Source organism: Rhodoferax sp. PAMC 29310, from assembly GCF_017948265.1.
Lineage (GTDB): Bacteria > Pseudomonadota > Gammaproteobacteria > Burkholderiales > Burkholderiaceae_C > Rhodoferax.
Map to the genome: position 1 here is coordinate 951,051 of NZ_CP072852.1, position 16,442 is coordinate 967,492.

11 protein-coding genes and 1 pseudogene are annotated in these 16,442 nt (G+C 55.0%); 11 read left to right on the forward strand and 1 reads right to left on the reverse strand.

Annotated elements, in window-relative coordinates:
• Positions 1-58 precede the first annotated feature (58 nt).
• The 4 genes and pseudogenes from J8G15_RS04415 to J8G15_RS04430 all read left to right on the forward strand — a co-directional run bounded on the left by J8G15_RS04415 (position 59) and on the right by J8G15_RS04430 (position 4,862).
• Positions 59-1,080: pseudogene (locus J8G15_RS04415) on the forward strand (TRAP transporter substrate-binding protein).
• 28 nt (positions 1,081-1,108) lie between these two features.
• On the forward strand, positions 1,109-1,690 hold the full coding sequence (locus J8G15_RS04420) for a TRAP transporter small permease (RefSeq protein WP_210547463.1): 582 nt from the start codon (positions 1,109-1,111) through the stop codon (positions 1,688-1,690).
• Positions 1,687-2,973, forward strand: coding sequence for a TRAP transporter large permease (locus J8G15_RS04425; protein ID WP_210546341.1), 1,287 nt, complete (start codon positions 1,687-1,689; stop codon positions 2,971-2,973). The genes J8G15_RS04420 and J8G15_RS04425 overlap by 4 nt, the downstream gene beginning before the upstream one ends.
• A 251-nt stretch (positions 2,974-3,224) precedes the next feature.
• Complete coding sequence (locus tag J8G15_RS04430; RefSeq protein ID WP_210546342.1) at positions 3,225-4,862, forward strand: methyl-accepting chemotaxis protein; 1,638 nt, start codon at positions 3,225-3,227, stop codon at positions 4,860-4,862.
• A 38-nt stretch (positions 4,863-4,900) separates the two neighbouring features.
• Here J8G15_RS04430 and J8G15_RS04435 read toward each other — a convergent pair whose 3' ends face one another.
• Entirely contained in the window at positions 4,901-5,503 is a 603-nt protein-coding gene (locus tag J8G15_RS04435) for a C40 family peptidase (protein WP_210546343.1), read from the reverse strand.
• Between the two features lie 99 nt (positions 5,504-5,602).
• On the opposite strand from J8G15_RS04435, the gene J8G15_RS04440 reads away from it, so the two are divergent.
• From J8G15_RS04440 to lpdA, 7 genes are all read left to right on the forward strand, one after another.
• The gene (locus tag J8G15_RS04440) at positions 5,603-6,583 is read left to right on the forward strand and encodes an MDR family oxidoreductase (protein WP_210546344.1); all 981 of its coding nucleotides are present in this window, start codon (positions 5,603-5,605) and stop codon (positions 6,581-6,583) included.
• A 29-nt stretch (positions 6,584-6,612) separates the two neighbouring features.
• Positions 6,613-7,770, forward strand: a complete 1,158-nt coding sequence (locus J8G15_RS04445; RefSeq protein WP_210546345.1) for a PQQ-dependent sugar dehydrogenase — start codon at positions 6,613-6,615, stop codon at positions 7,768-7,770.
• Between the two features lie 46 nt (positions 7,771-7,816).
• A complete protein-coding gene (locus J8G15_RS04450) occupies positions 7,817-8,419 on the forward strand; it encodes an isochorismatase family protein (RefSeq protein ID WP_210546346.1) in 603 nt (200 codons plus the stop codon).
• Positions 8,420-8,591: 172 nt separating this feature from the next.
• Positions 8,592-10,487 (forward strand): propionate--CoA ligase, encoded by a 1,896-nt coding sequence (locus tag J8G15_RS04455; RefSeq protein WP_210546347.1) that lies wholly within the window; start codon positions 8,592-8,594, stop codon positions 10,485-10,487.
• 191 nt (positions 10,488-10,678) lie between these two features.
• Complete coding sequence (locus tag J8G15_RS04460) at positions 10,679-13,573, forward strand: 2-oxoglutarate dehydrogenase E1 component (RefSeq protein ID WP_210546348.1); 2,895 nt, start codon at positions 10,679-10,681, stop codon at positions 13,571-13,573.
• An 87-nt stretch (positions 13,574-13,660) separates the two neighbouring features.
• Positions 13,661-14,911, forward strand: a complete 1,251-nt coding sequence (odhB, locus tag J8G15_RS04465) for a 2-oxoglutarate dehydrogenase complex dihydrolipoyllysine-residue succinyltransferase (RefSeq protein ID WP_210546349.1) — start codon at positions 13,661-13,663, stop codon at positions 14,909-14,911.
• Positions 14,912-14,999: 88 nt separating this feature from the next.
• Complete coding sequence (lpdA, locus tag J8G15_RS04470; protein WP_210546350.1) at positions 15,000-16,427, forward strand: dihydrolipoyl dehydrogenase; 1,428 nt, start codon at positions 15,000-15,002, stop codon at positions 16,425-16,427.
• Positions 16,428-16,442 lie beyond the last annotated feature (15 nt).

The window sequence follows — 16,442 nt, forward strand, 5'->3', positions numbered from 1 at the left end:
TGAGGTGCGATGCCAAAGCACACTGCGGCCCATCCCAATATTTACTCAGGAGACTTTTATGACCACTCTTTTTCGTCGCTCCATTTTGCAAGCAGCCCTGTTGTTTGCGTCAATCGGAGTCAGTAGCATCGCCTTGGCGCAAGCCCCGATCGTCTTGAAATTCAGCCATGTTGTCGCACCCGACACCCCCCCAAAGGCAAAGGCGCCCAGAGGTTCAAGGAGTTGGCTGAGCAGCGGACCAACGGCAAAGTGAAGGTGGAGTTGTACCCCAACAGCCAGTTGTACAAAGACAAAGAAGAATTGGAGGCGCTGCAACTTGGGGCGGTTCAGATGTTGGCTCCTTCATTGGCCAAGTTCGGCCCGTTGGGGGTCAAGGAGTTCGAAGTCTTTGACCTGCCGTTTCTGTTCAAGAACGACGCGGCGTTTCGCGGCATCACGGAAGGCCCGCTGGGCGCCGAGCTGTTCAGCAAGCTGGACCCAAAAGGAATACACGGACTGGCGTACTGGGACAACGGGTTCCACATCATGAGTGCCAACAAACCCTTGCACAAAGTCGCTGACTTTAAGGGCCTGAAAATGCGAATCCAAAGCTCAAAGGTTTTGGACGCGCAGATGCGTGCCCTCGGTGCGCTTCCACAGGTGATGGCCTTCAGTGAGCTGTATCAGGCACTGCAGTCAGGTGTGGTCGACGGAACGGAAGGCGTGCCGTCCAACTTTTACACCCAAAAAATCTATGAAGTTCAGAAGCACATGACGCTTTCCAATCACGGTCATTTGGCCTATGCGGTGATCGTCAACAAGAAGTTCTGGGATGGCCTGCCGGCAGACATTCGCACCACTTTGACTGGCGCCATCAAGGATGCCACCACCTACGCGAATGCCATTGCAGCTACTGAAAACCTGCAGGCACTGGAGAAAATCTCGGCAGCTGGAAAAACGACGGTTTACACACCCACCGCCGAAGAGCAGGTCGAATGGAAGAAAGCTTTGATGCCCGTGCACAAAGAGATGGGGTCCCGCTTGGGCAAGGCCACTATTGACGCGGCCTACAAAGCCACCGGCTTTGTAGCACCGAAGTAATGGATGCCAATAAGGGAGCTTGGGCGTGATCAATCGCATACTTAATCGTCTGGAGGAGTGGCTGATCGGCGGCCTCATCAGCGCCGCCACAATCGTCATCTTCCTGGCCGTGGTGCATCGATTCCTGTCGGGCGTGCCCTTTATTCAGGACTATACGGTTCAAATCAACATGAGCTGGGCCCAGGAGTTGTGCATCTTCATGTTCGTGTGGATGGCCAAGTTTGGCGCGGCCTACGGGGTACGAACAGGTATTCACGTGGGTGTAGACGTCATTGTCCGCAAGTTGACGGGGAAGCCGCAGCGGGTGCTGATTCTGTTTGGTTTATTGGCGGGCGCCGTGTTCACAGGCACAGTGGCTACGCTGGGGGCTAATTTTGTCTGGCACATGAGCGAGACCGACCAGGTCTCCGCTGATCTGGAGGTGCCCATGTGGTGGGTGTACCTGTGTGTGCCGCTGGGTTCCTCACTGATGTGCTACCGCTTTCTGCAAGTCGCCTGGAGCTTTTTACAAGGCGCTGAGTTGCCACACCATGACCACAGCCACGTTGAGGGCGTCAATGAGACCGATGCCGCTGAAATACCCGCTGATTCGAAAGGAGATCGCACATGAATGCGACCATTATCTTTGTGCTGTTGATTGTGTTGATGTTGACGGGCATGCCCATCAGCATCTCGCTGGGGCTGACAGTATTGACCTTTCTGTTCACCATGACGGATGTGCCGATCCAGTCCGTTGCACTTAAGTTGTTCACGGGCATCGAAAAGTTCGAAATCATGGCGATTCCGTTCTTTATTCTGGCGGGAAATTTTTTGACACACGGGGGCGTGGCGCGAAGAATGATTCGCTTTGCAACCAGCTTGATTGGGCATTGGCATGGGGGGTTGGGGCTGGCTGGTGTCATGGCCTGTGCTTTGTTTGCTGCGGTGTCAGGCTCTTCGCCGGCCACAGTGGTGGCAATCGGTTCCGTGATCCTGCCGGCCATGGTGAAGCAAGGTTTTCCGAACAAGTTTGGTGCGGGAATTTTGACTACTTCGGGTTCGCTTGGGATCTTGATTCCGCCATCCATTGCCATGGTGATGTTTTCTGTCTCCACCAATGTGTCCATTGGGGCCATGTTCATGGCGGGTGTGGTGCCCGGCATTGCGTTAGGTGTGGCGCTAGGTTTTACAACCTGGAATATTGCACGCAAGAACAATTATCCCCGCATGCCGAAAGCCACTGGGGCTGAGCGCTGGACGGCCTTTCGCGAGAGCGTTTGGGGTTTGTTGCTGATCGTGGTCGTCATGGGCGGTATCTACAGCGGCATATTCACCCCGACGGAAGCTGCGGCAATCGCGGCGGTCTATGCGTTCATCGTGTCGGTGTTTGTTTACAAAGACATGCCACTGAAGCGCATTCCCAAAGTGTTGCTTGATTCAGCCAGCATGAGCGCGATGTTGTTGTACATCATCACCAACGCGGTACTGTTTTCGTTCCTGATGACCAGCGAGAACATTCCACAGGCCATGGCCGACTGGATGATCAACCAGGGTTTTGGCCCGGTGGCCTTCCTGTTGGTGGTGAACGTGTTGTTGTTGTTGGCGGGCAATGTGATGGAGCCCAGTTCAATCATTTTGATTTTGGCGCCCATCTTGTTCCCGGTGGCCATGAAGCTTGGCATTCATCCCATTCACTTTGGTATTTTGATTGTGGTGAATATGGAGGTGGGTATGTGTCACCCGCCAGTGGGGCTGAACTTGTATGTCGCCTCTGGGATTACCAAGATGGGCATCAGTGAGTTGACCATGGCGGTGATGCCCTGGCTCATGACCATGCTGGTGTTTTTGGGCGTGGTTACTTATTGGCCGGGCTTGTCACTTTGGTTGCCGCGATTGCTGGGAATGATCAACTGATGTTTGGGCGATGAGCCGTTATTGCCTGCAAGCTGAGTGATCTGACCACAATAAAGATAGGCCTCGCATGCCCATTCAAGGGTTGCGAGGTCATTTTTTGGTCACATCATATTGACTATGGGTGAATTTTTTTCAAGCGCGTTCGGGATTGATCATTTGAGGCCTAGACGGGAGCTGCGGTGCCCGGGTTATAAATAGGTACGAGCGTGCCGCAATGTGGGTATATTAAAGAATAATTACAAAGGCTTTAAATGCGTTTTAACCAGACTGGAGTGGCGACCCGGTTATGGGTAGCTGTGATGGCCATGATTGCGGTATTGACCCTCATCATTGGTTATTCAGCCTGGGCATCCGGCAAGTCCCGCGCTACCTACGCCGCGACAAATACGGAGATGCTGGACCGAATTAAGTCGGCCAGTAATTGGGCTGGGTTGGTTGATAGAAATTCAGTGCGTTCCCATGCAGTGGTGTCCTCTGCGGACCCTGCCATCGTTGATGCGTTTAAGCTCGAGATCATTGCGACGAATCAGCGTATCGACGAGGTTCAAAAGCGAATTGAAGCGACGGGTCTGTCAGTGCAAGAGAGGGAGCAACTGGACAAAATTGCCCAATACAGAAAAGTTGTTCTGGAGTTGAGCGGGCAGGCGGCATTGCTCAAAGTCATCGGCAAGCCAGGCGAACTAGCGACCATGATCGATACCCGGTACAAACCGGCAGTGATTCAGGTGCAAAAGGGATATCAAGACTTTGTCAGCATCCAAGAAGCGGCCTATGAAAGCGCTCGTTCGGATTTTGACGCCAGAAGTCAGCGACTCATGATCATTTCCGCCATCGGTGTGGCGATCACACTGGTCGGCATATTGATAGGCACCAGTTTTTTGATCTCCTCTATTAAAACGCCGTTGGCGCAGGCTAATCAATTGGACGCTAGTATTGTGAGGGGAGACCTGAGCATGCGGATCGAATCAAACCGATCAGACGAATTTGGCGATCTATTGATGTCGCTTGCCAGTATGACCGAGTCCTTGAGCAGAATGGTCCAACAGGTCCGTCATAGCACCGACAGTATTGCAATTGCCAGCGCAGAAATTGCCGCAGGGAACAACGATCTTGCTCAACGTACAGAGCATTCATCCAGTAACTTGCAATCAACGGCGTCCAGAATGGACACATTGACTCATACAGTTCAGCAAAGTGCCGACAATGCGCGCCAAGCCAGTAGATTGGCCGCGTCGGCGTCCCTGGTAGCTGACAAAGGCGGCGAGGTCGTCTCGCTGGTGATTTTCACGATGGAGGAGATCAACGCCAGTAGCAAAAAGATATCGGACATCATCGCGGTAATCGATGGTATCGCGTTTCAAACTAATATTTTGGCTTTGAACGCCGCCGTGGAAGCAGCGCGGGCTGGCGAACAGGGAAGAGGCTTTGCTGTGGTAGCCAGCGAAGTGCGCAGTTTGGCGAAGCGCAGCGCTGAGGCCGCCAAAGAAATCAAAATCCTGATTGGGAGCTCGGTCGACAAGGTCGCATCCGGTACCCGCTTGGTGTCGGACGCGGGTACAACGATGAGAGACATTGTGCAGTCTGTTCGACAGGTAGCCAGCGTGGTGGGTGAGATCACGGCGTCGTCGTCGGAGCAGGGCAGTGGCATCGCTAATATGAATAGGTCAATCGGTGATTTGGACCAATTGACCCAGCAAAATGCAGCGTTGGTTGAACAAAGTGCAGCCGCTGCTGAAAGCTTGCGAGAGCAAGCCGCCCAACCATCACAAGTGGTGGCAGTTTTCAAAACTGGCGACATGCTGGCGCCAAAAATTGCGCCCTTCTCAATACGGCCCGATCCATCAGATCAAGTGGCTCAGCGTCCCTACCGTCGGCTTTCAAAAAACTGAGAAGCCCGCAGCCCAGATCGGACTTTTAGAGAATGCAATTAGGGGGTGTCGACAGTGCGACTAACGCGTTGGCTACCATCAAGAAGCTGCGCCTTGATGAGGATGGCTTCGCTAGAGTCGTGAAGCACCCGGCGTGCGCCGTCAAAGCGGCGTGACCAATAGGAGACGCCCAAGCTCTCTACACGAACCTCTGCCCCAGGCTTGGGTGAGTGAATGAATTTGCCATCGCCTACATAGATGCCGACATGACTAAAGGCGCGTCGCAAGGTGTTGAAAAACACCAGATCGCCAGGTTGCAATTCGTCACGGGCAATAGTTTCGGTGGCCGCTGCTTGCTGTTCAGCGCGACGGGGCAAAACAAGACCAATGGTTTGTTCATACATGGCTTTGACGAATCCACTGCAATCAAACCCGGTCTCGGCCGAGTTGCCACCGCGTTTGTAGGGCACTCCCAAAAACCCCAGAGAAGTCACCACAAGATTGGACGCCTTTTCGGTCACGCTTTGGCGAACTTGTTCCATGCGTGCGAGCATACCTTTGTCATTCATGAATCGGCCCATGTTGTCATCGGTAGGTGGGGTGGGGCCAGCGTGGGCATTGATTGAAATCAAAAGCACCGCCAAAATGACAAAAATTCGCATGGGCGCTAGCATACTTGTAGTTCAAAATCACTGTCAAGCTCGATTTCACATTAACAATATTTCTTAAGTCATTGATTTAATTAATAAGAAAGGTTCTTCATGTTTAAAGCACTGCTCCTGGATAACACCAACGGCTTCTCAGCTCAAATCACGAACGTGGACGAGGCAAAGATGCCAGAAGGAGAAGTCACGGTTGCCGTGAGCTATTCAACACTGAATTTCAAGGATGGTTTAGCCATCACCAACAAAGGTCCAGTGGTCCGCAGTTGGCCCATGGTTGCAGGCATTGACGGGGCGGGAACCGTGCTGTCGTCCACCCACGCAGCGTGGCGTGCCGGTGACGCCTTTGTTCACACCGGCTGGGGAGTCGGGGAAACCCATTGGGGCTGCTTGGCGGAGAAGGCCAGACTTAAAGGCGACTGGCTGGTCAAATTACCGCCAGCCTTGGCGCCTCGCCAAGCCATGGCGATCGGCACTGCGGGCTACACCGCGATGCTGTGTGTCCTGGCGTTGGAAGATCACGGGGTGACCCCAGAGGCAGGTGAGGTGCTGGTCACTGGCGCGACCGGGGGCGTTGGTAGTGTCGCCATTGCTTTGCTGGGCAAACTGGGCTACAAAGTTGTCGCAGCAACCGGCAAGTCGGCCGAGGAGCCTTATTTGAAGTCGCTGGGCGCCTCCGGCATCATTGACCGGTCTCTTTTGTCAAATGCTGGCAAGCCTTTTCAGAAAGAGCGTTGGGCGGCGGTGATTGACTGCGTGGGCTCTCATACCTTGGCCAATGCCTTGGCCCAAACCCGGTATGGCGGTGTCGTAGCCGCTTGCGGGCTCGCCCAGGGCATGGACCTGTCCACCACCGTGATGCCTTTCATCTTGCGCGGGGTCACATTGGCTGGCATTGATTCGGTCATGGCGCCCTTGATCAAACGTCAGCGTGCGTGGGACCGTCTGGCCCGCGATCTTGACTTGGAGTTATTGGAGTCAATGATCGAGGAAGTGCCGCTGGAGCAAGCGATTGCCAAAGCTCATGATTTGATGGACGGCAAAGTGCGCGGCCGGGTGGTCGTCAAAGTGGCGGCTTAGAACGCCTCTTAGTCTAGGATCTATTTTCTATGAAGAAGAAGTCGCCAGCCCCAGTCCGAAAAGCACTAGCAGCTATTCTTTTGATAGTGCTAAGTGCGATTTCCAATGCGCAAACCGTGCGCCCGGAAGTGGTGGCGTCCGGGTTGCAGCACCCCTGGGCAGTGGCTTTTTTGCCAGAGGGTCGATTCTTGGTCACTGAACGCGTGGGTTTGCTTAGAGTCATAGAGCCCAATGGCAATGTCCGTGAACCTGTCAAAGGTCTGCCGGCTGCAGCGGTCGGTGGGCAGGGCGGCCTACTGGATCTGCTTCTCGATGCAGATTTTTCACGCAACCGGACTCTGTTTTTCTGTTTCAGTGAAGCCGGAGCAGGCGGGAATGGCACGGCGCTGGCTCGGGCCAGTTTGTCCGACGACTTAAAGCAGTTGGAAAACGTTCAGGTCATCTTCAGGCAAGTGCCAAAGGTCAATAGCAGTGCGCATTTTGGCTGCCGGATTGTTGAGAGCCAAGCTGGCGGTCGGCCAGATGGACGCTTGTTTTTGACATTGGGTGAACGCTATCAACGAAAAGAGGACGCGCAAAAGCTGGATAACCACCTTGGCAAAGTAGTGCGCATCAACAAAGATGGTTCCGTGCCGCCTGACAACCCCTTTGTGGGGCAGCCCGGGGCACTGCCCGAGATTTGGAGTTACGGCCACCGAAACCCACAAGGCGCGACACAGACCCCGAGCGGAACACTATGGATTCACGAGCATGGACCGCAGGGTGGCGATGAGATCAATTTGCCGCAGGCCGGCCAAAATTACGGCTGGCCGGTCGTGACCTTTGGTGAAAACTATGGCGGCGGCAAGATCGGCGAGGGCCTGACGGCCAAACCCGGCATGGCAGCGCCCCTGCATTACTGGGTGCCTTCCATCGCGCCCTCTGGAATGGCCTTTCTAACCAGTGAGCGCTATGGGCCAACCTGGGTCGGCAATCTGTTTGTTGGCTCGCTTAAATTCGGCTACCTCGACCGAATCGAGTTGTCGCAGCCGTTTTCCGGAAAGGTGGTGAATGAGCACTCCTTGTCAGCCAGCGAAGGCGAGCGGGTTCGCGACGTTCGCCAAGGTCCTGACGGGCTCCTTTATATCTTGACCGATCAGGCGCGGGGCCGTCTGATTCGCTTGTTGCCATCTTCGCCTGGGTTCTAATCAAGCATGCCTTGAAAAGGCCCAATCTGTGTATAGAAAGTCTGACATGTTGCTAGATGCTGCCGAATCCCAACTCGTTCTCGTGGACTACCAGGAACACCTGATGCCCGCCATTTTCGAAGGCCAATTGGTGCTGACCAATGCCATTCGTTTGGCGGAAATTGCCAAGTTGATGGGTGTGCCCGTCTGGGGAACTGAGCAAAACCCGTCCAAACTCGGCGCCAACCCCGCCGAATTGAAAGCGCGCTGCCAAAACACATTGAGCAAAATGCACTTTAGTGGTGTTGAAGAGGGTTTGGGTGAGTGGCTGCGCCCGCCAGCCAAACCCGTGGGCGGCAACGCTCGTAGCTTGCCCAAGCACCTGCAGAAACCGGCATCGGGTGGCGATGAGCGCGGCATGATTGTCATCGCCGGTTGCGAGGCCCATGTCTGCCTTTTGCAAACTGCCTTGGATTTGCTGGAAGACGAATTTGACGTTTGGGTCGTCACAGACGCCTGCAGTTCCCGCACAGAACGCAACCGCGATGCCGCGTTTGACCGCCTGGCAGGGGCTGGTGCTGAGTTGGTGACAACCGAGATGGTGGTTTTTGAATGGTTGCGCACGGCAGAGCATGACGAATTTAAGTCTGTGCTGCCGCTGATTAAGTAAACGCAAGCGTTGAACGGCTCTGGAAGTCGCTCTCTGAGGAGGCGGGAAGGGCTAGTTTTGCGGCTTCCCGCGTCGGTATGGGTGAAGGAGCATATGACTCCTTCAGTCAGCTTGTTGCAAGTTGCTTGATCACAATTATGAATTAAGTTAATCGACCCGATCGGAGACAAAAATGACCAGCTACGCCGACTTCCACCGCGACTCACTCAACAATCGTGACGCCTTTTGGGCCAAGCAAGCTGAGTTGGTCGACTGGCAAACACAGCCCAAAGAGATTTGCGATTACAGCAACCCTCCCTTTGTCAAATGGTTTGTCGGAGGCACCACCAACCTTTGCCACAACGCTGTCGACCGTCACCTCAAAGACCGTTCGGATCAAGCCGCTTTGATTTTTGTCTCCACCGAAACCGACCAGGAACAGGTCTACTCGTTTCGTGAGTTGCATGCCGAGGTGCAACGCATGGCGGCGTCGCTCAAAACGCTCGGCGTGGGAAAGGGCGATCGAGTCTTGATTTACATGCCAATGATTGCTGAGGCCGCATTTGCCATGCTGGCCTGCGCTCGCATTGGGGCCATTCACTCCGTCGTATTTGGCGGATTTGCATCAGGCTCACTGGCATCTCGCATTGAAGACGCATCGCCGAAGGTGGTGATCAGCGCCGACGCCGGTTCCCGCGGTGGCAAGTCAGTGGCCTATAAGCCGCTGCTGGACGAGGCCATTCGGCTCTCCAGTCACAAACCCGATGCCGTCCTGCTCGTGGATCGCCACCTGGTCGCCATGGAGTTAGTGGCGGGCCGCGACCACCTTTGGGGCGATCTTCGCGAAAAGCACATGAATACGACGGTGGAATGCGAATGGGTCGATGCGACCCATCCGAGTTACACGCTTTACACCTCGGGCACCACTGGCAAACCCAAAGGCGTCCAGCGAGACACTGGTGGATATGCAGTTGCCTTGGCGGCAAGCATGAAGCATATATTTGGAGGCAATGCTGGTGAAACCTATTTCTCGACCAGCGACATTGGTTGGGTAGTGGGACACAGCTACATCATCTACGGACCACTCATCGCCGGCATGGCAACCATCATGTACGAAGGGCTGCCCACCCGGCCGGACGGTGGCATCTGGTGGAGCTTGGTCGAAAAATACAAGGTAACAGTCATGTTTAGCGCCCCGACAGCGGTGAGGGTGCTCAAAAAGCAAGACCCCGCCTTGTTGAGCAAATACGACCTGTCCAGCTTGCGCGCTCTATTTCTGGCTGGAGAACCGTTGGATGAGCCAACAGCGCAGTGGATCAACCAGGGATTGGGCAAACCTATCATTGACAACTATTGGCAGACCGAAACGGGCTGGCCAATTCTTTCCTTGTGCAATGGTGTCGAGAAGGCAGAGTCCAAGTTTGGCTCACCCGGCAAAGCCGTTTATGGGTACGACGTGAAACTGTTGGACGACCAAACCGGCGAGGAATTGACCGGCCCCAATCAAAAAGGGGTGGTGGCAATCGAAGGGCCATTGCCTCCAGGCTGCTTGCAAACCATTTGGGGCGATGACGAACGATTCGTCAACGCTTATTGGTCAAGCGTGCCCGGCCGCATGGTTTACAGCACCTTCGATTGGGGTATTCGAGACGCGGATGGTTATTTCTTCATTCTGGGTCGCACCGACGACGTGATTAACGTGGCCGGCCACCGCCTGGGGACCCGCGAAATCGAGGAAAGCATCTCGGCGCACCCCAACATTGCCGAAGTGGCGGTGGTGGGTGTCGCAGACCAGCTCAAAGGACAAGTTGCCATGGCCTTTGCTGTGGCCAAGGATGCCAGCCTGCTCGTGGACGCCGCCGCCTGCCTCAAACTGGAGGGAGAGATCATGAAGATGGTCGACAAAGACTTGGGGGCTGTGGCGCGTCCTGCACGAGTGCGCTTCGTGACCACCTTGCCAAAAACCCGCAGCGGAAAATTGTTGCGAAGAGCAGTTCAAGCGGTATGCGAAGGGAGGGACCCCGGGGATTTGACCACCATGGACGATCCGGCGGCCTTGCAGCAAATCAAGGACTTGCTCGCGAATTGAGTGTGTGTGAAGCACGCGCAACGGTTCTTATTAGAGAGACACGTCGATTAATGGCACAATCAATGTCGATACTAGGCCCTTCCATCGCCACAGTCGCATCCGCCAAACGGTCAAGCCGTGACGCGGGAGGTTAATCAACTAACAGCTTTAACCAGCTAAGTTTCCTTCAGGGAAACGGAGGTCAGCGGAATATGAGTGAGACCAAGCCCCAAGCGGGAAACCCGACGTCGTCGGCTAATCAAGGCTATCAGGCCAACACCTATTTGTTTGGCGGCAACGCCCCGTACGTCGAAGAGATGTACGAAAACTATCTGGTGAATCCTGGCAGTGTGCCAGATTCCTGGCGAGATTATTTCGACGCCTTGCAACACGTTCCAGCCGTTGATGGCACCAGCACTCGCGACGTCGCTCACCAACCTGTTATCAACGCTTTCGCTGAGCGTGCCAAGCAAGGCACCGCGACCGTGGTCATGGTGGCAGGTGCTGACACTGAAATGGGCCGCAAACGCGTGTCTGTGCAGCAGCTTATCGCCGCCTACCGCAACATTGGTGCCCGATGGGCCGACCTAGACCCGTTGAAGCGTATTGAGCGCGCCAATATTCCTGAATTGCAGCTTTCGTTCTACGGCTTTAGCGACGCAGATCAGGAAGCCGTGTTCAACACGAGCAATACTTTCTTTGGTCGCGAGACCATGACGCTGCGCGAGTTGATGAATGCGCTGCATGAGACCTACTGCGGCACCATCGGCGCAGAGTACATGTACATAACTGACCAGAGCCAGAAGCGCTGGTGGCAACAAAAGCTGGAAAGTATTCGCAGCAAGCCCAATTTCACGGCTGAAAAGAAGCTTCATATCCTGGACCGCTTGACGGCGGCTGAAGGACTGGAGCGATTTCTGCACACCAAATACGTGGGTCAAAAGCGCTTCTCATTGGAGGGCGGTGAAAGTTTCATCGCGTCTATGGATGAGTTGATCCAATCTGGCGGTTCTGTCGGATTGCAAGAAATCGTGATCGGCATGGCCCACCGGGGTCGCCTTAACGTTTTGGTGAACTCGCTGGGCAAAATGCCTGCCGACTTGTTTGCCGAGTTCGACCACACAGCGCCAGAAGACTTGCCCAGTGGTGACGTCAAGTACCACCAGGGTTTCAGCTCTGATGTGTCCACCCCTGGCGGCCCGGTCCATTTGACTTTGGCGTTCAACCCCTCCCACCTTGAGATTGTGAATCCGGTGGTTGAAGGCTCTGTGCGTGCCCGTATGGATCGCCGTGGCGATCCGATGGGCAAGCAGGTGCTGCCTGTTTTGGTTCACGGCGATGCGGCTTTTGCTGGTCAAGGCGTTGTCATGGAGACCTTGGCGCTGGCTGAGACCCGCGGCTACACCACCGGCGGCACAGTTCACCTTGTGATCAACAACCAGATTGGTTTCACGACCAGCGACCCACGCGACAGCCGTTCCACGCTGTATTGCTCGGACGTGGTCAAGATGATTGAAGCGCCAGTGCTGCACGTCAATGGTGATGATCCTGAGGCGGTGGTTCTGGCTACCAAGTTGGCGCTGGAATACCGCATGGAATTCCGCAAAGACGTCGTCGTTGACATCATCTGCTTCCGAAAATTGGGGCACAACGAGCAAGATACACCTGCGCTGACTCAGCCGTTGATGTACAAAAAAATCGTACAACACCCCGGTACACGCAAGCTGTACGCCGATAAGTTGGCAACTCAGGGATTTGGCGACACCTTGGGCGATGACATGGTGAAGGCCACTCGCGCGGCCCTTGATGCTGGCAAGAACACCTTTGACCCTGTGCTGACCAATTTCAAGAGCAAGTATGCGGTCGACTGGCTTCCCTATTTGAACAAGAAGTGGACTGACGCCGGCGACACCGCGATCCCGATGGCCGAGTGGAAACGGCTGGCTGAGAGGCTCACCACGATTCCAGACACAGTGACTCCTCATCAGTTGGTGAAAAAGGTTTACGCCGATCGCGCTGCCATGGGCCGCGGAGAAGTGGCAGTGGACTGGGGCATGGGGGAGCACATGGCGTTCGCCTCACTGGTGGCCAGTGGCTACCCGGTTCGCCTGAGCGGCGAGGATTGCGGACGCGGCACCTTTACCCACCGCCACTCGGTGATTCACGACCAGAATCGCGAAAAAGTGGATGAAGGAACGTACATTCCTTTGCAAAACGTGGCGGACGGTCAGGCGCCGTTTGTGGTGATTGACTCCATCCTGTCGGAAGAAGCGGTATTGGCCTTTGAATATGGCTATGCATCCAATGACCCCAATACCCTGGTGATTTGGGAAGCGCAGTTTGGTGACTTCGTTAACGGCGCCCAAGTGGTTATCGACCAATTCATCGCCTCGGGTGAAGTGAAATGGGGCCGCGTCAATGGCATTACTTTGATGCTGCCGCATGGCTACGAAGGCCAAGGACCCGAGCACAGTTCGGCGCGTCTTGAGCGCTTCATGCAGTTGAGCGCCGATACGAACATGCAAGTGGTTCAACCAACCACGGCAAGCCAGATTTTCCACATCTTGCGTCGCCAGATGGTTCGCAATCTGCGTAAGCCCCTCATTATCTTGACGCCGAAGTCATTGCTGAGGAACAAGGATGCGGCTTCGCCCATTTCCGAGTTCACAAAAGGCTGCTTCCAGACTGTGATTCCTGAGCAGAAAGAGCTGAACGCAGACAAGGCGAAGCGAGTCGTCGCTTGCTCAGGCAAGGTCTATTACGACCTCGTCAAGAAGCGCGAAGAAAAGGGCGCTGATGATGTGGTGATTCTGCGGGTAGAGCAGTTGTATCCATTCCCGCACAAAGCGTTCGCGACAGAACTCAAAAAGTATCCTAACGTGACCGATTTGGTGTGGTGCCAGGACGAGCCACAAAACCAGGGCGCCTGGTTCTTTGTGCAGCACTACATCCACGAGAACATGTTTGAAGGACAGAAATTGGGCTACGCCGGGCGGGCTGCTTCGGCCTCTCCTGCGGTTGGTTACTCGCACTTGCACCAAGAACAGCAAAAAATGCTGGTTGAAGCTGCATTTGCCAAGCTCAAGGGCTTTGTACTGACCAAATAAGAGGGCTTTGCTCTACCTCCACTGCCGGGCAATGTTGCAAAGCACCAGCACCCGGCAAGTCCCCAAATACCTTTTGAAAGAATTGTTATGTCAATCGTAGAAATCAAAGTTCCCCAGCTCTCTGAATCCGTGGCTGAGGCCACCATGCTGCAATGGAAGAAGAAAGTTGGAGACACCGTTGAGATGGACGAGATCCTGATCGAAATTGAAACGGACAAAGTTGTTCTGGAAGTACCAGCACCGGCGGCTGGCGTGTTGTCCGAATTGCTGATGGGTGACGGCAGTACCGTGACCGCTGAGCAGTTAATTGGCCGCATTAACACCGACGGCAAAGTGGCCGCACCCACGGCTGCGCCGGCTCAAGCCGCGCCTGCAGCAGCGACCGCCACCGTGGCCGCACCCCCCGCGACATCCAACAGCATGGCTGGCGTTGCAATGCCAGCGGCAGCCAAACTAATGGCGGACAACCATTTGGCACCGGGTTCGGTCGCTGGAACAGGGAAAGACGGACGGGTCACAAAGGGCGATGTCCTGGCGTCCGTGGCTGCTCCTAAAGTTGCAGCGGCTCCTTCCGCGCCAGCCAAGGCTCCAGCTGCAATGTTGCCTCAGGTTGCAATGCCAGCAATGGCTTTGGGCGGCCGCCCTGAACAACGCGTGCCAATGACCCGTTTGCGTGCCCGGGTGGCTGAGCGTTTGCTGCAATCTCAGTCGACCAACGCGATTTTGACAACATTCAATGAGGTCAACATGGCGCCAGTCATGGAGATGCGCAAGCGTTTTCAGGAAAAGTTCGAGAAAGAGCATGGCGTGAAGATCGGCTTCATGAGTTTCTTCGTCAAAGCAGCAGTTCACGCGCTGAAGAAATTCCCTGTGTTGAATGCTTCGGTTGATGGCAACGACATCGTCTACCACGGCTACTTTGATATTGGCATTGCCGTTGGTTCACCGCGCGGGCTGGTCGTGCCCATCTTGCGCAATGCGGATCAAATGAGCTTTGCCGATATTGAGAAGAAGATTGCTGAATTCGGTGCCAAGGCGCGTGAAGGCAAGATGACCATGGACGACATGACGGGTGGCACTTTCTCGATCAGCAACGGCGGAACCTTCGGATCAATGTTGTCGACTCCCATCATCAACCCGCCACAGTCGGCCATTTTGGGCGTGCACGCAACAAAAGACCGTGCTGTTGTCGAAAATGGTCAGGTTGTTGTTCGTCCCATTAACTACCTGGCCATGAGCTACGACCACCGCATTATTGACGGTCGTGAAGCTGTTCTCGGCCTGGTGGCAATGAAAGAGGCGCTAGAAGATCCAGCCCGCCTGCTGTTCAACATCTAAGCCACGATCTGGCAAACCCACCCGTTTGGGCGGACAGGCCGTCCGCTCAGCCGGTGGGTTTTTTTCCAACTGTAAAACTGGAGTTCTCATGAGCAAACAATTTGATGTGATCGTCATTGGTGGCGGTCCTGGTGGCTACATTGCCGCCATTCGCGCAGCACAACTGGGCATGAGTGTGGCCTGCATTGATGAGTGGAAGAACGCAAAGGGTGGTCCCGCGCCTGGCGGCACTTGCACCAATGTGGGTTGCATTCCCAGCAAAGCCTTACTGCAGTCATCTGAGCACTTTGACCATGCCAACCATCACTTCGCCGATCATGGGATCGCGGTCAAAGGTGTGAGCATGGATGTGGCCAAAATGGTCGCCCGCAAGGACACTGTCGTCAAACAAAATAATGACGGCATTCTCTACCTGCTAAAGAAGAATAAAGTCAGCTTTTTCCATGGTCGTGGCTCCTTTATAAAGGCCGTTGACGGTGGCTACGAGCTCAACGTTGCGGGCACAGCCCAAGAGACATTGATGGGCAAGCAAATCATTGTGGCGACCGGCTCCAACGCACGGGCCTTGCCCGGAACACCGTTTGATGAGGAATTGATCCTCTCCAACGACGGTGCATTGCGCATCGGCGCCGTACCCAAGAAACTTGGCCTGATTGGGTCCGGCGTTATCGGACTGGAAATGGGGTCAGTCTGGCGCCGCCTGGGCTCAGAGGTGACAATTCTGGAAGGCTTGCCCACCTTTTTGGGCGCCGTGGACGAGCAAATCGCCAAAGAAGCGCATAAGGCGTTTATTAAACAAGGCCTTAAGGTCGAGCTCGGTGTGAAGGTTGGAGAAATCAAAACCGGCAAGAAGGGCGTCAGTGTCGCGTGGACCAACGCCAAGGGTGAAGCCCAGACGTTGGATGTCGACAAGCTGATTATTTCTATTGGTCGCGTCCCCAATACGATTGGCCTCAATACCGAGAGTGTCGGCCTGCAGTTGGATGAGCGCGGCGCGATTGTGGTGGACGAAGAATGCCGCACCAATTTGGCCGGTGTATGGGCCGTTGGTGACGTGGTTCGCGGTCCAATGCTTGCCCACAAGGCTGAGGAGGAGGGCGTAGCCGTTGCAGAGCGCATTGCCGGTCAGCATGGTCACGTTAACTTCAACACCATTCCCTGGGTCATTTACACCAGCCCTGAAATTGCCTGGGTCGGCCAGACTGAGCAGCAACTCAAAGCAGAGGGTCGGGCCTACAAGGCGGGAACCTTCCCGTTCCTGGCCAATGGTCGTGCGCGCGCTTTGGGTGACACAACAGGTATGGTCAAGATGCTGGCAGATGCCACTACTGATGAAATTCTTGGCGTTCACATCGTCGGACCGATGGCCAGTGAGTTGATTGCTGAGTGTGTCATGGCGATGGAGTTCCGGGCGAGCAGCGAAGACCTAGCCCGCATTTGCCATGCCCATCCGTCGCTGAGTGAGGCGACCAAAGAAGCTGCACTCGCCGTGGACAAGCGGACATTGAATTTCTAAACTTTTCGTGGCAGG